The organism is Saccharothrix ecbatanensis, from assembly GCF_014205015.1.
GTDB lineage: Bacteria > Actinomycetota > Actinomycetes > Mycobacteriales > Pseudonocardiaceae > Actinosynnema > Actinosynnema ecbatanense.
In genome coordinates, this window is sequence record NZ_JACHMO010000001.1 from 5,090,868 (window position 1) to 5,112,353 (window position 21,486).

The following is a 21,486-nucleotide window of genomic DNA, read 5'->3' on the forward strand; positions in this document are numbered from 1 at the left end:
ATGAACCGGATAACTTCGCTTGCGGAGGTGGTCCCCTTGCCCGATTTCCGATGGCTGCCGTACGAAGGCTCGCGTCACGCGATCCCTTACGCGCTGGTGCCCCGTGATGAAGGCCTGACCTTGTGCGGGGTGGAGGTCAGGGTGCCGCACGAGCCGCCGCCCAGGTCGCCCGACGGCTGCTGGCCCACGTGCCGGGCGTGCGACGTGGAGTGGCGCAAGTCCGAGGGCATCAGGGTCTTCCCGTGGCCGCGTGAGACCGGGGACAGCGAGCCGACCACCGTCCGCCGACGACTCCCCACCGCACCGATCCCCACCGCACCGACACGGAAGGCGACGGCTCGATGAAACCCCAGCCCACGCTCCAGGCCCGCCTGCTCGGCCACGAACTGCGCCGGATCCGTGAAGCGTCCGGCCTGACCGTGGCCGAGGTCGCCGCCCACACCGGCCAGTCGCCGGGCGACGTCCAGCGACTGGAAGACGGCGTCACCGACGCGCCCGAACCCGAACCGACCCTCTGGTGCCGCTGGGACACCACCGCCACCAGCGTGATCAACGTGCTGTGCCGCCTCGCCGACCGCATCGACATCTACGCGCCCCTGGGCATCCACCCCGCCCTCGAACACCTCGACCCCGACCGCTGCACCGCCTACGTCCTGACCGGCACCGCCGTCGACCGCACCGACGTCACCATCCGCCACATCACCCACGTCGCACACCCCGGCGCCGACCGCCCACTCACCCGCTTCACCCTGCCCAACGGCCCCGCCGTCGTCCTCTACCCCTACCTCCACGGCGCGCAGTTCACCGAGGAACCAGCCCACCTCACGTCCGCCTACGCGCTCTTCGAACTGCTCTCGGTCACATGACGGCGCAGCACATGCGGGAATCCGGGCTCCTGCGCCGCCGAGTCACCGGCCGCCGAGTCACCGGCCGCCGGCTCCACATGCTCACCGCTCCGCGCGGGTGCCGAACAGGTCCTGGCGGGCAGGACTGGGGAAACGTCGTTGCCCTCGACGGGAAGTTGGTGTTGTCGCCCCGGTCCAGGGCCGCGTTGGTCGACCGGCCGGGTCGCCCCGACCGGCCGACAGCGTGATCAGGCGGTCGGGAAGTCGTCCGGGGTGCGCATCCGGTCGCGGATCCAGACGCCGGCGGGCTTCAGGACGGTCGTGCCGGTGAACGTGGAGCCGGCGCAGGTGCCTTCCTTGAACACCGCGCCCGACCGGAAGTCGTCGGAGAAGTTCCAGTTCGTCCAGCCGATCTTGTTCGCGGCCAGGAAGTCCAGGTACTTCTGGCTGTACGCGAAGTCGTTCCCGCCGTCACCCGTGTACGTCTGGGTGCCGAACTCGGTCACGAAGATCGGGATTCGCGACGCCGCCCGCTGCAACGCGGTGAAGTACTCGTCCTGGTGCGACGCCGCGTAGAAGTGGAACGTGTACATGAAGTTCGTGGCGTTGATCGGGTTGCCGATGATGTCCTGCTCGGTGCGCCCGTCCGAGATGCCGAGCGAGCCCCACCCGTGCGTCCCGACGAACACCACGCCGTCCGGGTCCTGCGCCCGGATCACCGGGATCATCTGCTCCGCGTAGGACTTGATCCCCGCCCACGACACGTTGTTCGGCTCGTTCGCGATGTCGTAGATGATGTTGGTCTTGTTGCGGTGCCGCGACGCGACCTCGGTGAAGAACGTCCGCGCCAACGAGATGTTCGCGTTCGGGTCACCCGGGTCCAGCTGGTGCCAGTCGACCAACGCGTACATGCCGCGCCGAGTCGCCTCCTCGATGTACCCGTGCACCATGTCGGTGAACCGGCGCGGATCCGTCTCGTACCCGCCTTCCTGCACGTACATCGAGATCCGCAGCACGTCGGCGCCCCAGTCGGAGGCCAGCGCGTCGAGGGACGCGGTCTTCACGCACTGCGAGTACCACTGGATGCCGTGCGTGCTCATGCCGCGCAACTGGATCGGCTGCCCGTACTGGTTGCACAGCTTCACGCCGCACACCCGCAGCTGGCCGTTGACGTCGGCGGGCCGACCAACACCGACGGTGCCCGTGTCGACGGTCAGCCGGTCGAGGTTGGGGCCGCCGGTGGACGTGGTCGCGGTGGCACGGATCCGGTTCGTGCCGGCGGGCAGGGTCACGGACGCGGTCGCGGTGCGCCAGGTGCTCCACGCGCCGGTTCCGGGGAACGCCACGCTCACGGCGGTCCCGCCGTTGACGGTGACGGCCATCGGCCGGTTGACGGTGGTTCCGTTGGCGTACCTGAAGGTCAGGGTCGCCGGGCCGGACGACGCCGCACCGACGGTGAACTCGACGTAGGAGCCGGTCGCGTTGTCGTAGTTGACGAATCCGGTGCCGGTGTAGCCGGCGTGGTTGGACTCGGCCAGGCCCTGGGAGATCGTCGCGCTCTCCGCCTGGTGTTCGGTGACGGCGAGGGCAGCAGGCTGCGCCCAGCCGGACGTCGGCGCGGCGAACACGGCACTCGTGGCCAGCAGGGTTGCCGCGAGAACAGGTCCGCCGAGCAATCGGGAACGGAGGAAACGGGGTGCCACAGGGTGCCTCCCACGGGTCAGGGATGGGGGGTGAAACCACTGGCGACGGATTCAGTTAGGAAAGTTTCCTATCTGTTGCGTGGATCACAGCATCCCCGGGCACCCGCTGTCAACGGATTCAGGGCATCGCGACAGGGACCTGCCGGGCGACTACCGCCAAGCAATACCGCCGGGCGGCTACCAGCGGGCAGCTACTGCCGGGGCTAGTAGTCGTCGCCGCCGAAGAAGGTCTCCTCCAGCCGGTCCGCCGTCCCCGCGAGCAGCGCCAGCGGTTCGGTGAACTCGTGGATGTCGAGGTTCGTCAACGGCAGCGAGTGCCGCAGCACGACGTGGTCGCCCATGATCGCCGCGCCGCACGCGATGGTCGAGTTCCCGACTTCGGCGAGGAACGCGAGCAGGTCCACCTTCTTGGCGAGCCCGATCGGCGACGCGATCTGCACCCACTCGTGCAGCTTGTCGAGCACCTCGCGGACCAGGATGACCACCTGGGTCCGCTCGTCGTCCTCGTCGAACTGCTCGAAGTTGAACAGGATCCTGATCTCGTCCTCGTTCTCCGAGATCACGTCATAGGTTTCGTGCACGTATGCGGCGAGGTCGCCCCAAGTGGCCATGCGATCACCCTACGGGCGCGACCGCCGCCCACACCGCATCACCGACGAACTCGCCCACCACGGTCAGGTCCAGGGCGCCCGTCAGGTACCGCCGAGCGCACTCGTGCGCGGGGCCCATCACGATGGGGTCCAACGCCCACAACGGGAATTCGCGCACCTCGCCAGCCGCCATCCGGGCTTCGAACCAGTGCGCGACCGGTGCGAACACCTCCGCTTTCGCGGCCGGATCGGCGGTCAGCGGCGCTGCGTAGAGGAACCTGGCCCGGCCGGGGTTCGCCACCACCCACTCCAGGTAGCGGACCACCATCGCCCGCACAGCCTTCTCCGCGTCACCGACCTCAGAGTCAACGGCATCTACGTCGAGCGCTGGGAGCATCGCGTCTACGCAGTGCGCGAAGCTCTCCCCGTACAGAACGGCGAACACGCCTGCCCTGCTGCCGAAGTGGTGGTAGACGCTGCCGTTGGACACCCCGGAACGGGCGGTCAGCGCGCTGATCGTGACCGCGGCCAGCCCTCCCTCGTCGACCAGCGCGAGGGCCGCGTCCAGCACAGCCTGCTGACCAGTCGATCTCACGGGGTTAGAGTAGCGCTCTAGAGCGCCGCTCCTCCAGGAGGTCACCGTGGCCCGTTCCATCCCCGATCTGTTGCGCGAGCGGGTGCGTGCCACCCCCGACACCGAAGCGCTGCGCTATCGCATCGGTGACACGTGGACGTCGCTGACGTGGGCCGAGGTCGGCGAACACGTGCGCCGGCGTGCGCTGGGCTTCCGCGAGATGGGCGTGCGGGACGAGGCCCGGGTCGCGATCATGGCCGCGACGAGCGTGGACTGGATCCTCGCCGACTTGGCCGTGCTGGCGGCGGGTGGCGTCACGACGACCATCTACCCGAGCAGCACGCCGGACATCGTCGCGCACATCATCCGTGACTCTGGCAGTGTGCTCGTCGTCGCGGACCCGGCGCTGGCGGGCAAGGTGGACGCGAAGGTCGTCACGCCGGACTGGGAGCCGGATCAGGTCGACGGTGACTACGACGCGATGGTGGACGAGCTGACGCCGGACCGCCTGGCCACGCTGATCTACACGTCCGGCACCACCGGCATGCCCAAGGGCGTCGAGCTGACGCACGACAACTGGCTGCACACGGCGGACGCGATCAACGATCTGGGCGTGCTGACCCTGGACGAGCTGCACTTCCTGTGGCTGCCGATGTCCCACGCGTTCGGCAAGGTCCTCGAAGTCGGCATGATCGCGACCGGCGTGCCGACGGCCGTGGACGGCGACGTGGACCGGATCGCGGCCAACCTCCAGGAGCTGCGGCCGACCGTGGTGGCCGCCGCGCCGCGGATCTTCGAAAAGATCCACCAGAGGGTGGTGGCCGCCATGCGCGAGGCGGGCGGCGTGAAGGCGAAGCTGTTCGACTGGGCGCTGGCGGTGTCCGAGCACCCGGAGTGGAAGGTTCGGCGGAAGATCGCGGACAAGCTGGTGTTCAGCAAGCTGCGGGAGCGCGTCGGCGGGCGGATCAAGTACTTCGTGTCCGGCTCGGCGCCGCTGTCCCTGCCGGTCGGCGAGTTCTTCGAACGCGCGGGCATCACGATCCTGGAGGGCTACGGGCTGACCGAGTCGTCCGCGGCGTCGTTCGTGAACCGGCCCGACTCGAACCGGCTCGGCACGGTCGGCCCGCCGCTGCTCGGCACCGAGGTGCGCATCGCCGACGACGGCGAGGTGCTGATCGGCGGGCGCGGCATCATGCGCGGCTACCGCGGCCTGCCCGAGGAGACCGCCGCGACGTTGCGGGACGGTTGGCTGCACACGGGCGACATCGGCGAGCTGGACGAGGCCGGCCGGCTGCGGATCACCGACCGGAAGAAGGAGCTGATCAAGACCTCCGGCGGCAAGTACGTCGCGCCGCAGTCGGTGGAGGGCCTGGTCAAGTCGCACAGTCCGTACATCGGGAACGTGCTGGTGCACGGTGACCGGCGCAACTACTGCGTCGCGCTGGTCACCATCGACCCCGACCTGGCGCCCGCCGACCTCGACGCGGAAGCCGAGGTCGGGCGTGCCGTCAAGGCCGCCAACGAGAAGCTCGCGCGGCACGAGACGATCAAGAGGTTCGCGGTGCTGCCGAAGGACTTCACGGTGGCCGACGGGACCTTGACGGCGAGCCTGAAGATGCGGCGCAAGGAGATCGAGGGCCGCTATCAGGACGTGCTGGACGGCCTGTACTCGAGCTGACCCGTCCGGGTCACCAGCTGACCGGGGCGGGTCACCGCGATCGCCCACACGGCCGCCACCAGCACGGCGACCACCTCGGTGAGCACCAGCAGCCGTTCCACGTAGCCGAGCGGGATCACCCGCCACCAGGACGTGCCGACGACGGCGTTCACCGCGATCGCGTACAGGATGGGAGTGAAGGCGAGGGCGGACAGCACGCCGAACCCGAACGTCCAGCGGGCGTGCGCGCCCCACACCCGGTCGCGCAGCCACGGGCGGGCGAGCAGCATCGCCGCGATCGGCAGGGCGATGAACGCCACCATGCTGCCGAACCGGTGGATGCTGCCGCTCATGCTCGGGCCGATGGCCCAGTTGTTCTTGGGGAAGATCACCACCAGGGTCAGCCCGACCGACCACGCGCCGAACGCCAACGCGCCCGCCGAGTGCCACTTCGCCACGCCGTGCCGGACCAGCACGGCGAGGATCGCGACCGACCCGGCCACGAGCAGGAGCACGCCCGTGTCGAACACCCAGCGTTGCGGCCCCAGGGCGTACTCGCTGATCGTCCGACGCAGGTGTCTCGTGGAATCACCAAGCCGGTAGAGGTCCATGCCGCCGACCAGGACGACGGTCAGCACGACGGCCGCGGCGCCCCCGAAAGCGGCGAAGCGGGCCGGGGCACGGGTCTGGGCGGGTTCAGCGGTCAGCACAACGGACAGAACGGTCGGGGACCGGCTCGTTGTTCCGCCAGCCGGTAGGTCGACAGCATTCCGACAGAAACCCCGTGAGTCCTACGTTCAGGACCCGTGAGTCCTACGTTCGGAACCCCCGAGTTCAACATTCGGGAGCGGTCAGCTCGACTGGCGGATCACCAGGGTCGGCGCGAAAACCACCGAGCTGACCGGGCGGTCCGGGCGCTCTACCCGTTGCACGAGCAGGCGTGCCATTTCGGCGGCCATGTCCTCCACCGGCTGGCGGACCGTGGTCAGCGGCGGGTCGGATTCCACTGCCGGGCTGCTGTCGTCGAAGCCCACGACCTTGATGTCCTCGGGTACCCGGCGGCCGGCTTGCCGCAGCACCGGCAGTGCGCCGGTCGCCATCAGGTCCGAGGCGATGAACAGGCCGTCGATTTCCAAGCCCGTGAGTTTGTCCGCCGCTGTGGCGCCGCCTTGGCGGGAGAAGTCGCCCTCGATGACGATGGGGTCGGGTAGGCCGTGTCGGGCGGCGGCTTCTCGGAAACCCCGGAGCCTGTCCTGGCCCGGGGGTGTCTCCAACGGGCCGGTGATCGTCGCCAGGTGGCGGCACCCGCGCTCCACCAGGTGGTCTGCCGCGAGGGCCGCGCCGGCGGCTTGGTCCACGTCCACGTAGGTGATCGACATCGGGCGGACCGGGCGGGCGGCCAGCACGACCGGGAGGTTCGCCTCGATCAGCTGGCGCGGCAGCGGGTCCGCGCTGTGGGTGTGGATCAGTATCACGCCGTCGAGCCGGTGCTGCCGGATGTCGTCCACCACCTCGCGGTGGTCGCCCGAGGTCAGCACGAGCTGCACGCCGAGCGGTCGGATCACCGGCAGCACGCCGCTGACCACCCGGCCGAAATACGGGTCGTGCAGGGTGCGGCCCTCGTCCGGCAGGACGAGGCCGATCGCGCCCGCCCTTCGGGTGACGAGCGAACGTGCCGCGCGGTTGGGGGTGTAGCCGGTCTTGGAGATGGCCTTCTCCACTACCTGGCGCAGCTCCCGGTCCACCGTGGCAACCCCGTTGACGACCCGGGACACCGTGGCCCGGGAAACCCCCGCGATCCGCGCGACCTCTTCCAACGTGACTGGTCTGCGGTCCACGTGAGCCTTTATACCGGGCGTGCGGCCCCGCCGAGACGAGGCCGCACGCACCCCCTCACTGGTAGACGCGCACGTAGTCGACCAACATGCGCTGCGGGAAGGACGTGGTGGCGTCCGGCGGACCGGGCCAGTCACCGCCCACCGCGTTGTTGAGCAGGATGAAGAACGGCTTGTCGAACACCCACGGACCCCGCGTCGCCTCCACCGTCGCCTTGTCGATGGTGATGACAGTCACGCCGTCGATGCTGAACACCATGCCCTTGCTGTTCCAGTCGACCCGGAACAGGTGGAAGGCGTTCGCGTAGTCCTGGCCGATGTCACGCATCTGGCCGATCCCGCCCGCGCCGAAGTACGCCGGGCCGTGGATCGTCTGGTACGCGGTGTTCGGCTCACGACCCAGGTGCTCCATGATGTCGATCTCACCGCTCGCGGGCCACGCGGTGCCCTTGAAGATGTCGTTGCCGAGCATCCAGAACGCGGGCCACAGGCCCTTGGTGCCGGACACCTTGATGTTGGCCTCGATCCGGCCGTACGTCCACGACGCCTTGCCCTCGGTGATGAGCCGGGCCGACGTGTACTGGCACGTGCCGCTGCCGCTGACCGGGTCGACCGGGCACGCCGAACCCGGCGTGACCTCCCGCCTGGCCTCCAGCACCATGTTCCCGGCGCCGTCGGTGAACGCGTTGCGGTTGTCGGTGTAGTACTGGAGCTCGGCGTTCTGACCGGTGCCGATCTCCGGACGCCACTTGGTCGCGTCCGGCCTCGTGCCCGCGGGCGCGTTGAACTCGTCGCTCCACACGAGGCGCAGCGGGTTGCCGGGATCGGGGGCCTGCGGCGGTGGCGGTGTGGGGCTGCCGCCGGTGCCGTAGACCTGGAACTCCCACAGCGAGTAGCCGTACTGGCCGCTGCGCGCGGTGAGGTTCACCCGCACGTACCGGCCCGTGCCGTTCACGGCGAGGGTCTGCTTGAACCCCGTGCCGTTCGTGACCGAGTGGATCGTGGTCCAGGTCGAGGCGTTGTCGGAGGTCTGGATCTGGAACGCGGACGCGTGCGCCGGGTCCCACTGGACGACGACCTTGCTGATCCGCGCGGACGCGCCCAGGTCGACGTAGATCCAGCCGGGGTCGACCCAGCCGGTGGTGGGGCTGGTGGCCCACCGGGTGGCGGGGTTGAAGTCCAGCGCCTTGGCGGGCGTGCAGACCGGGCAGGCGCCGTCGTCCTGGAACGACGACGCGAACGCCGGCTTGTTGTACGACAGCAGCCCTTCAGTCGGCGTGGTGTTCGTGCCCGTGCGGACGGCGAACTCCCACAGCGAAACGCCGTACTGCGTGGCGCGGGCGGTGGCGTAGAGGCGGATGTAGCGGCCCGTTCCGGTGAAGGTGACGTTCTGCGTGCCGCCCGTGCCGGTGGTGGTCTGGTGGACGGTGGTCCACGCGGCGCCGTCCGGGGACACCTGGATCTGGAACGCCGTCGCGTAGGCGGCCTCCCACTGCAACGTCGCGCCGCAGACGTCCCGGCTCGCCCCGAGGTCGATCCGCAGCCACTGCGGGTCGCTGAACGCGCTGGACCAGCGGGTGCCGGCGTTGCCGTCCACGGCCGAGGTCGCCGCGAACGGGCTGCCGGACTCCACGGACGACGCGGTGACCGGCGCGTTCAACGCCGCGTTGGCCGTGCCGCACTCCGCCGCCTGGACGCCCGCCACCGGCACGACCAGTGCGGTGAGCAGTGCGAACGCCGTGATCGCGCTGCGTCTTCTCACGGTCGGCCGTCCGCGCCGCACTTGATGATCGGGTTGATGCAGTCGCGCACCCGGCGGGCGAGCTCGTCCACCGGCCACGCGTTGAAGAAGTCGCCGTGCATGGTGAAGCCCGGTCCGGACGCCAGCCTGAGCCGTGCCGGATCGCCGTTCACCGGGTAGCGCAGCACCTGGCGGAGCTTCGGCACCGGCACCGGGTGGGTCGACGGGCAGTCCGCGTTCACCGGGTAGGCCATGTGGCTCTTGTGGTCCGCCGAGTCCAGGTCGCGGCCGTTCCAGCACTGCGGGAAGTCCAGGTAGGACTCCAGCATGGTGCCCGACGGGCAGTTCACGAAGTCCTTGGACGCGCCGACGTGGCCGGCGTGCAGGCAGGACCAGCGCGAGATCGTGCTGGCGTCGGGCTGGGTGGCCTTGGCGTTGCCCGCGACGATCCGCAGACCCAGCGGGAACGGCTGGATGCGGGCGATGACGTCGTCGCGGACGCCTTCACCCAGGTAGTAGAACGTGGTGCCGGTGGGCTCGACCGGCTGGTTGTCCGCGTACAGGGTGGGGACCCAGTAGGAGGACAGGTCGGTGCCCGGGTTGCAGTTGCTGGTGCCCGCGAGCAGGGACTCGACGGTCGACCGGGCGTTGGTGGTCCGGTTGCCGAAGAAGCTGTGCATGTGCGACGCGCCGGGCAGGTTCGGCGCGACGATCGGGTCGTCCGGCAGTCGGTGGCTGTACGGGCAGTCGGCCAGGAACTCGGCGACCCGCACGATGGGGCCGCTGGTGTTCCGCACGCCGAACACCTGGAACTCCCACAGCGACACGCCGTACTGGGTGGCGCGCGCGGTCGTGTAGACGCGGACGTGGCGGGTGGTGGCGGAGACGGTCAGGTTCTGCACGCCGAGGACGCCGGACGCGGTGGCGATCGTGGTCCAGGCGTTGCCGTCGGCCGAGGTCTGGAGCTGGAACGACCGGGCGTAGGCGGTTTCCCAGTTCAGCGTGACCTGGGTGATCGCGGTGGACGAGCCGAGGTCGACGCGGATCCACTGCGGGTCGGCGGCGGCGCTGGACCAGCGGGTGCCGGCGTTGCCGTCGACGGCCGCGGTGGCGGGCGTGCCGCCGTTCTCGGTGGAGGAGGCGGACACGGGTTTGCCCTGGGACAGCAGTACCGGGGCGGCGGAGGCCGGCGAGGTGACGAAGGTCAGTGCCGACGCGGTCAGGGCCGTTACGGCGAGTGCGGTGACCAGTCGACGACATCGGCGAATGGTGGGGATCACGGCTCCCCTTTCGTGGACGTTGCAGGACGAGATCGGGAGAGCGCTCTCACAGCGGAACGTAGGACCGCCCTGCTGATCAGTCAAGGAAAGCGCCGAGTTCCGGTCATCCCGTAACAGCGCTCCAGAGAGCGCTCTCTCACCCGAGCGTTGAACTCATCCGTTCTGAGTTGAACTCGGGGGTCCTGAACGTACGACTCAAGTCAAGTTGTGACTTCAGCAACCTGGAATCAGGAGCTGTTTCCGCAGGTCAGCATCAATGCTCGGTGTGAGCCGTGTCTGCTGACATCGACACTGCCGATCCGGGCTGTGGGCCACCGCAGCACCAGCCGCTGAAGACTCGGGGCGTCCCTGCCAGCCGCAGCAAGCTCACCCCAGGCGTCACTTTCGAACAGGACGAACTCCATCGGAGTCAAAGCGGCCAAGGCACCGGCGATGAACGCCGGGCCGGGCTTGAGCTGGCCGCTGAACACTCGCGCGCTTCTCGCAGACGATCACGCGGGAGTTGGGACGGGGAAACCCCTGATCGTCGCCCACCTGCTGGCGGACGACACCACCGCGACCGCACTCGAAGTCGACTTCCTGCGCTACGGCCTGGACCTGCTGGACCTCTACCGGGGCGGGTTGTCGTTCCGGCGGGTGTGCGCGGTGGTCGCGCACCTGCCCGACGACGCCGCCGTATGGCGCGCGACCGGCCCGGATGCCGGATGGACCCGCCCCGAAATCCTGCTCGCCGCACTGGAACGCCGAGTGACCTTGCTGTGGGCCACCGTCGCCACCGCCCTGGGCACGAAGATCGGCGACGCCGACGTGGCCGCGCCACTCGCCCTTGGCACTGCCACCCCGGTCGCACAGCCAAGGGCTGAACCCGAACCGGAGACGAAGTCTCTGCGCGAGATCGCGCTGTGGATGCGGGGCGGTTGAGCACCGCCGCCTCGCATGAAACGGGACGAACAGCGGTGGTGAGTGACGAAGATCGGGGACAACCGGTCGATCCCGGCTCCGTTGTACGAACAAGCCGGGATCGACCGGTCAGTCGCTACGAATCCCTCGCGATCAGGCACGCGCGACCAGCATCCTCGCGGGTGTAGTCGAGATCCACGAGAGTGCGGTTGCAGGCGCCCATATTGCCCTGCTCGCCCTGGTGGCAGGCGTACCACTCCAGGTTGCCGGTCGGACGCCCGGTTGCGTCGTAGAGGAATTCGACGCACTCGGGTGCGCCGGTGACGGCCACACGCGCACTCTGCTCAGCCTGGGCCGGAAATGCTACAGCGACCGGCGCAAACAGGGACATCATGCCGATCGCCGCTCCAGCCGCGACCTTGCCAATTTTGATCATCGATCTTACCTCCGATACTGGACAGTTATGGCCAACGATTTACGTCGACGTAATCAATGTACCCAGATCAACGAAGGTAACAATAGGTTCACCCGGATCGGTGAGCCGCCGCATCTTCGCTCCACACTTCCGCTTCAACTACCCGCCGACTAAGCAAATTCAGAAAATGCAACCCACTCGGGTGGTTTGACCATCTAATGCCACTAATGAACGGTGATGTACAACTACAGAGTTGTCAGATGGAACAGTAGAACGTGAACCACGACGGTGACCATCCCGATCAAGTAAGCGCGTGCTCGACTGTGATAGTCGTGACCGGCGGTGGTCGCATCGGCTACCGCCGGACACGCCTACCTCAAGGTTCTACGGTCCGTTCAGGGCCTCGGGCGTCACGTCCGTGATCAGATCAACCAGGCTCAGCGCGGCGCGCCCGACATCTCGTTGGCGCGCAGATCCGAACCGCGCTGGTGCGCGCCCAGCTCGCCGAACTGGCCCGCGCGGGCGACCGGACCGCCCTGCGGCTGCTAACGCAGCTCGACACAGGGCCGGCCGAGTCGGAGTTCGCGGCGTTGCGCCGCTGCCTGTCCGGGCACACCGTCACCGTCCGCACGGTCCTGGACCGCTCGGTCGGCGCGTCCGTGCGCGGCCTGGCCCAGCTCGACACCGGCGTCGCACGTCTGACCGGCAGCGTCACCGCGCACACCGCCACCGTGGGCGCGGCGACGCTGAAGTACGCGGCGCTGGCCGGTGGCATCGCCCAGGTCCTCGGGCTGATGGGCGGGCTCGGCGCGGCGGCCGGCACCGCAGCCGGGTCGCTGCTGATCGTCCCCGCGATCGGCGTGGCCGCAGCGGTGGGCGTGCGCACGCTCAAGCTCGGGGTCGACGGCCTCAACGACGCCCTGTCCGCAGAGACCCCCGCCGAGTACGCCAAGTCGGTCAAGGACTTCCCGCCCGCGATGCGGGAGACCACCGACGCCGTCCGCGCCCTGCGCGCCCAGCTCGACGGGCTCAAGCTCGACGTGCAGGCCCGCCTGTTCGCCGGACTCGGCGACGAGGTCACCGCGCTCGGTGAGCGGTACCTGCCGGTCCTGCGCGACGGCCTCGGCGGCATCGCCGACGGCTACAACCACGCCGCACGCCAGGCGGCCGGGTTCGCCTCCGAAGCCCGCACCGTCGACGACGTCCGGCTCATCCTGGACAACACCGGCCAAGCCGTCCGCGCGCCTCGGCGAACCCGTCACGGCCACCGAACCCAGGACTCACGGGTGAGTCCTGGGTTCAGGTGGGGTCAGGAGAGGCGTGCGGCGGCGGGGAGGGTCGAGGGCTGGGCCACGGGCCAGGCCGACGGGTCGGGGCCGAGTTCCCACAGCTCCGCGACCTGGAGGGCGCACCACGGCGAGATCGGACGGGCGCCGGCCAGCACGGCGGGCGCGAACTCGGCCCACGGCGCCCACTCGAACGAGTCAACCTCGTCCGGGTTGAGCGTCGGGTCGCCGGTGACCAGGCCCCGGAAGACGGGGCACATCTCGTTCTCGGTGACGCCGTTCTCCATCACCGCCCGGTACCGGAACGCGGGCAGCACGAGGTCGAGGGTGACGTCCTTCAGGCCGAGCTCGTCGAACAGCCGCCGGGCCACCGCCGTGTCCATCGGCTCGTCGGGCGCGGGATGGCCGCAGCACGTGTTCGTCCACACCCCCGGCCACGTCTTCTTGTGCAGGGCGCGTCTGGTCAGCAGCAGACGGCCCTCCGAGTCGAACACGTACGACGAGAAGGCCAGATGCAGCGGGGTGGACGAGTGGTGAACGGAGGCTTTGTCGGCGACGCCGATCCCGACCCCGGACTCGTCCAGGAGCACGACTTGTTCCACGCGCCCACCCTGCCACATGAACGATCACCGCGCGTCCGCGAGCACCCTCGGGTTGCGCACCAGCTTGCCGCTCGGCGTCCGCGGCAACGCCCGCAGCACGTGGATCCGCCGCGGCATCTTGAAATCGGCCAACCGGTCGGCGCACCACGCCTCGACCTCCTGCGAGGTCAGCGTGTCCGACTCGGTCGCCACATAGGCCTCGATCACCTTGTCGTGCACCGCGATCGCCTCCGTGACCAGCGGGTGGGAGCGCAGCGTCTGCTCCACCTGGACCAGGTCCACCTTGTGGCCCTCGATCACCACGAGCGAGTCCGCCCGGCCCAGCAGCCGCAGGTTGCCGCACGCGTCGAACTCGCCACGATCACCCGTCCGGAACCACCCGTCCAGGTAACGGCCGGACTCGTCCTCGCACAGGTACGGCGACTGGTCCAGCGCCACCTCGACCAGCCCGTCCCGCACCCGGATCGTGGTGTCGGGCAAGGGCTTGCCCACCGACGGCCGGCTCGCGCCGGTCACGTCCATGGTCAGCGCGCCGGTCTCGGTGGTGCCGAAGCACTCGCCGACCATGAAGCCGTAGGCCGCGGCGAATCGGTCGGCGATGTCGGGCCGCATCAGCTCACCGCCCGCGAACGCGCCGCGCACCGTGCGCAGCGCGGAACGGCAGGAGGCGGACTGCTCGGCCGCCGACGCCAGCATGTCGTAGTGGAACGGCAGGCCGGTGATGAAGTCCACCTCGTGCCGTGCGGCGGTCCGCAGGATCTCCTCGGCCGTGCTCCGGACGGCGAACACCAGGTGCACCCCGGTGGCCAACGCGTGCAGCAGCCCGCCCATCAGACCGAAGCTGTGCGCGGTGGAGTGGAGCAGCAACTGCTTCTCGCCGTGCTTCGGCATCCCGTCGGACGCACCGAGCCGCAGCACCTCGCGGATGATCGACTCGGTGCTGCGCCCGACGACCTTGGGCCGCCCGGTCGAGCCGGACGTGAACTGGACCAGCCGGTGCCGGGTGGCGGCGGGCACTCCCTCGGGCCGCCGCTCGGTCACCAGCTCGTAGCGCTCCCGGAAGACGCCGCCGGATCCGCCGGAGGCGCGCACGATGAACTGCGGGCGGGTCAGCGCGCGCAGCACGTCGACCTCGGCGGGCGTTAGCCGGTGGTCGATCGAGACCACCCTGGCGCCGAGGCTCCACAGCGCCGCCACCACCTCCAACTGGGTGAAGCTCGGGGGCATGTGCAGCGCGACGACACTGCCCTCCCCCACCCCCGAGGCGGCGAACACGTTCGCCTCGGCGGCGATCGAGGCACGCAGAGCGCCGTGGGTCACGGTGTGCTCGTGGGTGAACACCGGCACGTCGTCGCCGTGGCGGCGCAACAGGTCGGTGACGAACTCGCGCATCCGGCTCAGGTCTCCTTGCAGAACTCGCCGATGGGGATGCCCACGTGCCGCTGCTCGGTCGCGATGTAGCCGAGCAGCTCGTCACCCCGCTGGAGCTCGGTGACGTTGCGGACCTTCCCGCCCGGGCCGAGCACCCGCACGTGCCAGTCGTCCTGCACGGTGAGGCTCACCTCGACGCCCTCGGGCGAGTGCGCGGTGATGGTCAGGATCGGGCGGGATTCGAGCTTGGCCCGGCCGACGGTGAGCTTGCGGGTGCGGCCCTCGGAGTCGACCGCGAGCACCGTGCTGCCCGAACGCAGTTCGGAGAGGTAGTTGGTGCGGTTGTCCGGGCCGAGCACGTACGAGTGCAGCGCGCCCGCGTTGACGCGGAACGGCCGGGTCGGCATGTACGGCAGTGGGTGCGTCTCGCTGCAACACAGGATGAAACCGGAGGAGTAGGAGCCGACGAGGATGCCCTCGTCCTCCCGGAAGTGCGAGGCGGTGTCGACGCAGACCCGGTCGCCGAGGCCGTTGTGGGTGATGCCCTGGACGACGAGCGTGGTCAGCTCCAGCGGCGGGGTGGTCGCCTCCAGCAGTCGGGCCAGCTTGAACACGTCGGTCGCGTCGCGCGGCGCCATCAGCACGCCGTCCGAGCCGTGCTCCAGCACGTCCAGCACGATCCCGGCCTCTTCGAGGTCGGCCACCACGCAGATCAGCTTGCCCGTCGCGCTGTCGGCGGCGGCGATGACGATCTCCAGCGGGATCTTCGTCGGGTCGGTGAACTCGACGACGGTGTGCCCGAGCCGCACCGCCGCCTCGCACGCCAGCTTGAGCGTGCGGTCGTCGCGCACCTGCACGAACGCCGCGTCGGCGGCGAGCCGGTCCAGCCGGTCCTGGTCGTCCACCACCACGGTGACCAGGTGCGGGCTCTCGACCGGCGCGTCGGCGATGAGCACCCGGCTGATCGTCGGCGGCAACGTGTCCAGCAGCGCCGGGTCGTCGGAGACCACGCCGGCGAGTCGGGCGTGCACGGCCGCGTCGACCACGGCTTCGCGGTGCGCTTCGGGGACGGTTCGGAGGTCGATCCAGGCGAACTTCAACGGTTCTCCAAATGAGTGAAAAGCCCGAACGTCGTCATGACGAGGCCACGACGCCCGTCATGGCGCGGACCAGGTCCGCCTCGGTGTCGTCGTGGACGATCGACGCGAGCTCCGCGACCAGCGACATCGGCGCGGGCGAGGTGAAGACGCGACGGCCGACGGCGAGGCCCGAGCAGCCGACCGCCATCGCGGTGCGGGCGTGGTCGACCACGCTGCCCCCGGTCGCCGGACCGCCCGCGACCAGCACGGGGATGGGGCAGCTGGCGATGACGTCGGCCATCCGCTCGGCGGGCAGGGCGAGGTTGGTCTTGACGATGTCGGCCCCGAGGTCGACCGCGATGTTCACCACGTGGGCGAGCAGCACGGGGTCGTTCGGGTCGGCGATCCGCGGCCCGCGCGGGTAGGCCATGGCGATCAGCGGCACGTTCCAGTCGTCGCACGCCTTGGCGACCACACCGAAGTCGACGAGCTGCCGCTCCTCGGTGTCCGAGCCGATGTTGACGTGCACGCTCACCGCGTCCGCGCCCAGTCGCAGCGCCTCGTCCACCTCGCCGACCAGCACCTTGGCGTTGGTGTCGGCGGCGTGCGCGGTGCCCGCGCTCAGGTGGACGACCAGCGCGCAGCCGGCCAGCACGCCCGGGTCGATGGTGCGGACCCGTCCTTTGTGGACGATGATGGCATCGGCGCCGCCGACGACTACGGAATCGATGAGGTCGTGCCACCGGTCGCGCGGCACCACCGGACCATCCGAAACACTGTGGTCGAGCGGGACGAACAGGTACCTGTCGTCGCGCGGACGGGAAAGGCGTCGCAGCCGCAACGCTTTCCTCATGTCGCTCACACCTCCCCAAAGGATTCGGCGATAGCCACCAGCAGGGTGGTCGAACCGGTCAGCGCGGCGGGAGGTGTGAGGTGGCGATAATTCCTCAGTTATGCACCTATTGGAGCAACGGAAGCGCACGTTCACAACGCTGCGTCACACCCGCCCACTCCCCCGGTCGGTGTTTGATTTGTCCGCCTTGCCCTAGGCTGCCGCAGTGAACATGGAGCTCAGGCACCTCCACGTCGTGTTGACGGTGGCGGAAGCGGGCAGCATCAGCCGGGCCGCCTCCTCGCTGAAGATCGCGCAGGCCGGGTTGACCGCCCAGCTGCGCCGCATCGAACGCGGCTTCGGTGCTCCGTTGTTCCTGCGCCGCACGGACGGTGTCGAACTGACCGAACTGGGCCGCCACGTCGTGTTGCGTTCACGTGACCTCGTGGAACGATTCGACGATCTGCTTGTCACCGCACGCAAATTGGCCGCCGAGCACGACGCCACGGGCATCCGGCTCGGCGGCGTGGCCGGTTCGCTGACCGCGTTGCTGGTGGGCGTGGTGCGCACGTTGTTGCCGACACACCCGCAGACCACTCACATCGAACGCAACAGCGACGTGGTGCTGGAACTGGTGCGTGCGGCGAAGTTGGACGTCGCATTGGTGACGGAGTTCCCCCAGAGTCCACTGCGGATACCCGAAGAAGTCGACTACCGCACTGTCGTGACGGAACCGATGTCGATCGGAATCGCGGCGGGGCACCGGCTATCGGGCCGCGGCGAGATTCGGCTGTCCGAACTGGCCGATGAGGAATGGGCGGTGCCCGACGAGAGCTGTGGCGGCGGGCGGCTGAACCTGCACCTCGCCTGCGAAGCAGCCGGATTCACGCCGCGTTGCACGCATTTCGGCGTCGATCCCGCGACGGCCGCGGAACTCGTGCGTTCCGCGCACACCGTGGCGTGTTTCTTCCCGACCGGACACGACTTACCGGGCGTCCTGTTGAAACCGATCGTGGGCAATCCCGTTCACCGGCGCGTCACGTTGGTGTGGCACCGGGACTGCGCGGCGGCCGAGTACGTCGACGACATCCACGCGGCCATGCTGGGCGCGTACCAGGAACGGATCTGGGGTCACGCGCCGCGGACCGCGAAGCTGGCCGCCACCGGCTTGGCCGTGGCAGCCAGCTGAAGCCCGCTACGCCGAGTGGCGGAGCACGCTCTCGACCTCGGTGCGGAACGCGTTGACGCCGTCCTCGCCCTCCGGAGCGCCGTGCGCCTGGAGCAGGTGCAGCAGCGCGACCCCGTCCGCCGACCGACGGGACAGGACGCGGAACGAGAACGTGGCCTCGTAGGTGGTGACCGCCGTCGCCAGCGCCGCCGCGACCGTGGCCAGGAACGCCCACAGCGCGCGCCTACCGTCGTCTGCCACGGCCACCGCGCCCAACGCCGCCGCGGCGGTGAACAGCAGCACGGTGAGGGCCGTCGCCCAGCGCCGTGCCGACGTGTAGCGGGACTGCGCCTGCTCGAACCCGGCGAGCCGTTCACCCACCCGGTGCCGCAGGTAGGCGCGGAGGAACTGTTCGCGGTGGTCGTCGACCGCGGGTGACGGTGCGGGTGACGCAGTGGGTGACACGGTGGTGGATCCGGCGCGGGTCATGTGCGGCTCACCGATTCGTGGCGGAGCCGCGCCACGGACGTCGCCAACTCGCGGGAACGCTCTTCGCGCTCGGCGTCGTCGGCGGCGGGTGGTGCGGCGAGGTGGTCGAAGTAGAGGGCGCGCAACTGTTCGGCGCGGACGCGGGCGTCGGGGTCCTCGCCGCCGCGGGCCATGACCGTGAGCACCGCGGCTGCCGCGCCGGACACGGCGAGCAGCACACCCGGCCACGGCTCGTCCCGCAGCCAGACCTGCAACGCGGCGGACAGCGTGGTGCCGAACCCGGCGGCGATGGCGAGCACCACGAGGAGTCGGGCGCGTTCCTTGGACCTGAGGGCAGCGACCTCGCACTCGTGCAGCGCGGGGGCGACCGCCTGGTTGGCCTCGTGGATCGCGTCGGCGAGCAGGGGGTAGTCCAGCACGTAGCCGGGGTCGACCACCGGGCGCGGATCGGGCGCGCGGAACCGCACTCGCGGCCACACGGCGGGCGGCGGCACGTCGGCGTGCAGCTTGGCGCCGGGCCGGTTGCCCAACACCCGTCGCAATACCGCGACCACCTTGTCCGCGCCTTCGTCCAGGTGGACGACGGCCACTTGACCACTGCGCACCAGGACCGCGAGATCGTCGTTCTGGACGCCGCCACCCGGTTCAGCGCCGGCCTGTCCACCGCCACCGCCACGCGGACCGGCACCGCCACCGGCACCAGCACCCTCGCCGCCACCAGCAGCACCAGCGCCAGTCCGGCCACCGGCACCGGCGGGAAGGGGCGCTGCGAAGGCGGGCGAGTCGGAGACAGCGGCGCCGGGGGCAACCGGGGCATCTGGGGCGATCGAGGCGTCCGGTGTGAGAGCGGCGGTGACCGCGGCGACGGGTCCGGCCATCGGATCGAGGTCGGCGGCTTTCGCCTCGTTCGGCCCGGTCGCCTCGGCCGGGCCGTTGGCTCCGTTGGCTCCGTTGGCTCCGGTCGCCTTGATGCCTTCGCCCGGTTGGTCGAGCCTGCCGCCCGCGATCTCGTCGGCCAGCGCCCCCGTGCCCGCGAGCACGAGCAGCGGCCGGTCCCGACCCAGGTGGTCGACCAGCGCGGCCCGGGACAGGTCGTCGCCGCCGATCAGCAGCGCGAGCGCCGGGCGCTTGGACCCGACGACGGCGTCCACCGTCCGGAACAGCGCGGGCGTCTCCTCGCCCCAGCGCGACCCCGGCACGAGCACCGCAGTGTCGTGATTCACGTTGAGCCGCACCTCACCCTCGGCGGGCTCGGCGTCCTCCGCCGCGACCCGGCCGGACGGCGCGACACCGACCAACCTCGGCCAGTTGCCGTCCAACGACTCGGCGGCCAGGCCGAGCAGGTGCGTGACACCGACGTCGGCACCCGCGGTGATCACGACCGCGCCCTCCCGCGCAGCGGCGGCAAGTACCGCACGCAGCACCGGAAGCACGGTCGCGGCCAGTTCGGTGTCCAGGGAATCGGCCGAGCCGAACACCGCGAGGACCGGACGACCGCGGGGCAGGCCGAGCGCACGTGCCTTGATGTCGGCGTCCGGATGGGCCAGTCGGCGCACCCTTGGGCCGGTACCCGCTGTAGGCATGCCGGGCACCCTAGCGGGGGCTCACGCGAATTTCACCCGTCCGAGGGCGAATTTCACCACGGGTAGAGTGCCGGTCGTGTCGATTGACCCCGCCGAACTGGAAATCGCCCTCCGGGTGCTCGCCCAAGTGGACGAACTGGACACCGAGCACCCCGACGCGGTAGCCGTCCGCCGGGCCACCGCCGGCATCTGGAAGAACCTCCGCAAGCGCCGCAAGGCCGACCGCCGCGCCACCATCTCGGCCAACGACCGCGCCGTCATCGAGGCGACCGCGACCGGCTCGCCGTCCCGCATCGACGACGAGACCCGCGGCCTGTTGCTGCGCGAGCCGGACCCCGGCGAGAAGGCGGGCACGTTGCTGCGCGCCCGGTCCTGCTACACGTGCAAGCGCCGGTACACCGAGGTCGACGCGTTCTACCACCAGCTGTGCCCCGAGTGCGCGGACCTGAACCGGGCCAAGCGCGACCAGGGCGCGGACCTGAGCGGCAAGCGCGCCCTGCTCACCGGCGGCCGGGCCAAGATCGGCATGTACATCGCGCTGCGGCTCCTGCGTGACGGCGCGCACACCACCATCACCACCCGGTTCCCCCATGACGCGGTGCGCCGGTTCGCGTCCATGCCCGACAGCGCCGACTGGCTGCACCGGCTCCGCGTGGTCGGCATCGACCTGCGCGACCCGGCCCAGGTCGTGCAGCTGGCGGACGAGGTGGCCGCCGCCGGTCCGCTGGACATCCTGATCAACAACGCCGCGCAGACCGTGCGCCGGTCGGCAGGCTCCTACGCGCCACTGGTGGCCGCCGAGTCGGAGCCGCTGAACCTGGGGCACCTGCCGTCCGACGCCCGGCCGGAGCTGGTCACGTTCGGGCACACCATGTCCGCGCACCCGGTGGCGTTGGCGGGCACGTTGGCCGACACGATCCCCGCCGTCACGGCACTCGCGCTCACCGCCGGCTCCAAGGAGATCGACGCGGGCGGGCTGGTGCCGGACGAGGCGCCGGTCAACAGCTGGGTCCAGCGGGTCAACGAGGTGGACCCGGTGGAGCTGCTGGAAGTCCAGCTGTGCAACAGCACCGCGCCGTTCATCCTGATCTCCCGGCTGCGCCCCGCGATGGCCGCGTCGCCCGCGCGCCGCAAGTACGTGGTGAACGTGTCGGCGATGGAAGGCCAGTTCAGCCGCGCCTACAAGGGCCCCGGCCACCCGCACACGAACATGGCCAAGGCCGCGCTGAACATGCTGACCCGCACCAGCGCCGAGGAGATGCTGACCGACGGCATCCTCATGACCGCCGTCGACACCGGCTGGATCACCGACGAACGGCCGCACCCGACCAAGATGCGGCTGGCCGCCGAGGGTTTCCACGCCCCGCTGGACCTGGTCGACGGCGCGGCCCGGGTGTATGACCCGATCGTCCGCGGTGAACTCGGCGAAGACCTGTACGGCTGCTTCCTGAAGGACTACGCCCCTTCGGCTTGGTGACCGGAGCGTCGCCGCATCCCCCGCAGCGGTGATGCGACCGAATTAATCCCACTGGGCCG

General features: G+C 70.0%; 21 protein-coding genes. 6 read left to right on the top strand and 15 right to left on the bottom strand.

The annotated features are described in order from the left end of the window. The first annotated feature begins 36 nt into the window (after nucleotides 1–36). Nucleotides 37–345, top strand: coding sequence for an HC3 family zinc finger protein (locus F4560_RS21155; RefSeq protein WP_246477860.1), 309 nt, complete (start codon nucleotides 37–39; stop codon nucleotides 343–345). Continuing rightward, nucleotides 342–866 (top strand): helix-turn-helix domain-containing protein, encoded by a 525-nt coding sequence (locus F4560_RS45695; protein ID WP_184922438.1) that lies wholly within the window; start codon nucleotides 342–344, stop codon nucleotides 864–866. The genes F4560_RS21155 and F4560_RS45695 overlap by 4 nt, the downstream gene beginning before the upstream one ends. A gap of 227 nt (nucleotides 867–1,093) precedes the next feature. Here F4560_RS45695 and F4560_RS44855 read toward each other — a convergent pair whose 3' ends face one another. The 3 genes from F4560_RS44855 to F4560_RS21175 all read right to left on the bottom strand — a co-directional run bounded on the left by F4560_RS44855 (nucleotide 1,094) and on the right by F4560_RS21175 (nucleotide 3,733). Continuing rightward, entirely contained in the window at nucleotides 1,094–2,548 is a 1,455-nt protein-coding gene (locus tag F4560_RS44855) for a cellulase family glycosylhydrolase (RefSeq protein ID WP_312869398.1), read from the bottom strand. 203 nt (nucleotides 2,549–2,751) lie between these two features. After that, nucleotides 2,752–3,159 (bottom strand): type III secretion system chaperone family protein, encoded by a 408-nt coding sequence (locus tag F4560_RS21170; protein ID WP_184922440.1) that lies wholly within the window; start codon nucleotides 3,157–3,159, stop codon nucleotides 2,752–2,754. 4 nt (nucleotides 3,160–3,163) lie between these two features. Further along, nucleotides 3,164–3,733, bottom strand: coding sequence for a TetR/AcrR family transcriptional regulator (locus tag F4560_RS21175; protein ID WP_184922442.1), 570 nt, complete (start codon nucleotides 3,731–3,733; stop codon nucleotides 3,164–3,166). A gap of 46 nt (nucleotides 3,734–3,779) precedes the next feature. On the opposite strand from F4560_RS21175, the gene F4560_RS21180 reads away from it, so the two are divergent. Beyond that, a complete protein-coding gene (locus F4560_RS21180; protein ID WP_184922444.1) occupies nucleotides 3,780–5,390 on the top strand; it encodes an AMP-dependent synthetase/ligase in 1,611 nt (536 codons plus the stop codon). Here F4560_RS21180 and F4560_RS21185 read toward each other — a convergent pair. From F4560_RS21185 to F4560_RS21200, 4 genes are all read right to left on the bottom strand, one after another. Further along, on the bottom strand, nucleotides 5,357–6,079 hold the full coding sequence (locus F4560_RS21185) for a DUF998 domain-containing protein (RefSeq protein WP_184922446.1): 723 nt from the start codon (nucleotides 6,077–6,079) through the stop codon (nucleotides 5,357–5,359). The genes F4560_RS21180 and F4560_RS21185 overlap by 34 nt on opposite strands. A gap of 141 nt (nucleotides 6,080–6,220) precedes the next feature. Continuing rightward, the gene (locus tag F4560_RS21190; RefSeq protein ID WP_184922448.1) at nucleotides 6,221–7,207 is read right to left on the bottom strand and encodes a LacI family DNA-binding transcriptional regulator; all 987 of its coding nucleotides are present in this window, start codon (nucleotides 7,205–7,207) and stop codon (nucleotides 6,221–6,223) included. Nucleotides 7,208–7,262: 55 nt separating this feature from the next. Continuing rightward, complete coding sequence (locus F4560_RS21195; RefSeq protein ID WP_312869399.1) at nucleotides 7,263–8,966, bottom strand: discoidin domain-containing protein; 1,704 nt, start codon at nucleotides 8,964–8,966, stop codon at nucleotides 7,263–7,265. Then, nucleotides 8,963–10,225, bottom strand: coding sequence for a DUF1996 domain-containing protein (locus F4560_RS21200; RefSeq protein ID WP_221483595.1), 1,263 nt, complete (start codon nucleotides 10,223–10,225; stop codon nucleotides 8,963–8,965). Before F4560_RS21200 ends, F4560_RS21195 begins: the two co-directional genes overlap by 4 nt. A 432-nt stretch (nucleotides 10,226–10,657) precedes the next feature. Here F4560_RS21200 and F4560_RS21205 point away from each other — a divergent pair, with 432 nt between their 5' ends. Next, entirely contained in the window at nucleotides 10,658–11,146 is a 489-nt protein-coding gene (locus tag F4560_RS21205; protein WP_184922450.1) for a hypothetical protein, read from the top strand. 115 nt (nucleotides 11,147–11,261) lie between these two features. Here the strand turns inward: F4560_RS21205 and F4560_RS21210 are convergent, their stop codons facing one another. The 6 genes from F4560_RS21210 to F4560_RS21235 all read right to left on the bottom strand — a co-directional run bounded on the left by F4560_RS21210 (nucleotide 11,262) and on the right by F4560_RS21235 (nucleotide 16,731). After that, nucleotides 11,262–11,561 carry a KH domain-containing protein gene (locus F4560_RS21210; protein WP_184922452.1) on the bottom strand — a complete coding sequence of 100 codons (300 nt, stop codon included), beginning with the start codon at nucleotides 11,559–11,561 and terminating at the stop codon, nucleotides 11,262–11,264. 524 nt (nucleotides 11,562–12,085) lie between these two features. Then, nucleotides 12,086–12,802: a hypothetical protein gene (locus tag F4560_RS21215; protein ID WP_184922454.1), complete on the bottom strand. Its 717-nt coding sequence runs from the start codon at nucleotides 12,800–12,802 to the stop codon at nucleotides 12,086–12,088. Nucleotides 12,803–12,849: 47 nt separating this feature from the next. Then, on the bottom strand, nucleotides 12,850–13,428 hold the full coding sequence (gene idi, locus F4560_RS21220; protein WP_184922469.1) for an isopentenyl-diphosphate Delta-isomerase: 579 nt from the start codon (nucleotides 13,426–13,428) through the stop codon (nucleotides 12,850–12,852). A 24-nt stretch (nucleotides 13,429–13,452) separates the two neighbouring features. After that, nucleotides 13,453–14,820 carry a class I adenylate-forming enzyme family protein gene (locus tag F4560_RS21225; RefSeq protein ID WP_184922471.1) on the bottom strand — a complete coding sequence of 456 codons (1,368 nt, stop codon included), beginning with the start codon at nucleotides 14,818–14,820 and terminating at the stop codon, nucleotides 13,453–13,455. A gap of 5 nt (nucleotides 14,821–14,825) precedes the next feature. Next, nucleotides 14,826–15,899, bottom strand: coding sequence for a 3-dehydroquinate synthase II family protein (locus tag F4560_RS21230; protein WP_184922473.1), 1,074 nt, complete (start codon nucleotides 15,897–15,899; stop codon nucleotides 14,826–14,828). Between the two features lie 34 nt (nucleotides 15,900–15,933). Continuing rightward, nucleotides 15,934–16,731 carry a 2-amino-3,7-dideoxy-D-threo-hept-6-ulosonate synthase gene (locus tag F4560_RS21235; protein WP_184922475.1) on the bottom strand — a complete coding sequence of 266 codons (798 nt, stop codon included), beginning with the start codon at nucleotides 16,729–16,731 and terminating at the stop codon, nucleotides 15,934–15,936. A 211-nt stretch (nucleotides 16,732–16,942) separates the two neighbouring features. On the opposite strand from F4560_RS21235, the gene F4560_RS21240 reads away from it, so the two are divergent. Further along, nucleotides 16,943–17,899, top strand: coding sequence for a LysR family transcriptional regulator (locus F4560_RS21240; protein ID WP_246478638.1), 957 nt, complete (start codon nucleotides 16,943–16,945; stop codon nucleotides 17,897–17,899). 6 nt (nucleotides 17,900–17,905) lie between these two features. On the opposite strand, the gene F4560_RS21245 is transcribed toward F4560_RS21240, so the two are convergent. Both F4560_RS21245 and F4560_RS45700 read right to left on the bottom strand, forming a co-directional pair. Further along, a complete protein-coding gene (locus F4560_RS21245; RefSeq protein ID WP_184922479.1) occupies nucleotides 17,906–18,367 on the bottom strand; it encodes a hypothetical protein in 462 nt (153 codons plus the stop codon). Next, on the bottom strand, nucleotides 18,364–19,950 hold the full coding sequence (locus F4560_RS45700; RefSeq protein WP_281391943.1) for a hypothetical protein: 1,587 nt from the start codon (nucleotides 19,948–19,950) through the stop codon (nucleotides 18,364–18,366). Before F4560_RS45700 ends, F4560_RS21245 begins: the two co-directional genes overlap by 4 nt. Nucleotides 19,951–20,026: 76 nt before the next feature. Between F4560_RS45700 and F4560_RS21255 the strand changes: the two genes are divergently transcribed. After that, entirely contained in the window at nucleotides 20,027–21,427 is a 1,401-nt protein-coding gene (locus F4560_RS21255; RefSeq protein ID WP_312869400.1) for an SDR family NAD(P)-dependent oxidoreductase, read from the top strand. The last annotated feature ends 59 nt before the right edge of the window (nucleotides 21,428–21,486 follow it).

Excerpts from the sequence above, each read along its gene's own strand:
- F4560_RS45695 (WP_184922438.1), top strand. The coding sequence starts at position 342 with ATGAAACCCCAGCCCACGCTCCAGGCCCGCCTGCTCGGCCACGAACTG.
- F4560_RS21170 (WP_184922440.1), bottom strand. The coding sequence starts at position 3,159 with ATGGCCACTTGGGGCGACCTCGCCGCATACGTGCACGAAACCTATGAC.
- F4560_RS21205 (WP_184922450.1), top strand. The coding sequence starts at position 10,658 with ATGAACGCCGGGCCGGGCTTGAGCTGGCCGCTGAACACTCGCGCGCTT.
- F4560_RS21210 (WP_184922452.1), bottom strand. The coding sequence starts at position 11,561 with ATGATCAAAATTGGCAAGGTCGCGGCTGGAGCGGCGATCGGCATGATG.
- F4560_RS21225 (WP_184922471.1), bottom strand. The coding sequence starts at position 14,820 with ATGCGCGAGTTCGTCACCGACCTGTTGCGCCGCCACGGCGACGACGTG.
- F4560_RS21235 (WP_184922475.1), bottom strand. The coding sequence starts at position 16,731 with ATGAGGAAAGCGTTGCGGCTGCGACGCCTTTCCCGTCCGCGCGACGAC.
- F4560_RS21240 (WP_246478638.1), top strand. The coding sequence starts at position 16,943 with ATGGAGCTCAGGCACCTCCACGTCGTGTTGACGGTGGCGGAAGCGGGC.
- F4560_RS21245 (WP_184922479.1), bottom strand. The coding sequence starts at position 18,367 with ATGACCCGCGCCGGATCCACCACCGTGTCACCCACTGCGTCACCCGCA.
- F4560_RS45700 (WP_281391943.1), bottom strand. The coding sequence starts at position 19,950 with ATGCCTACAGCGGGTACCGGCCCAAGGGTGCGCCGACTGGCCCATCCG.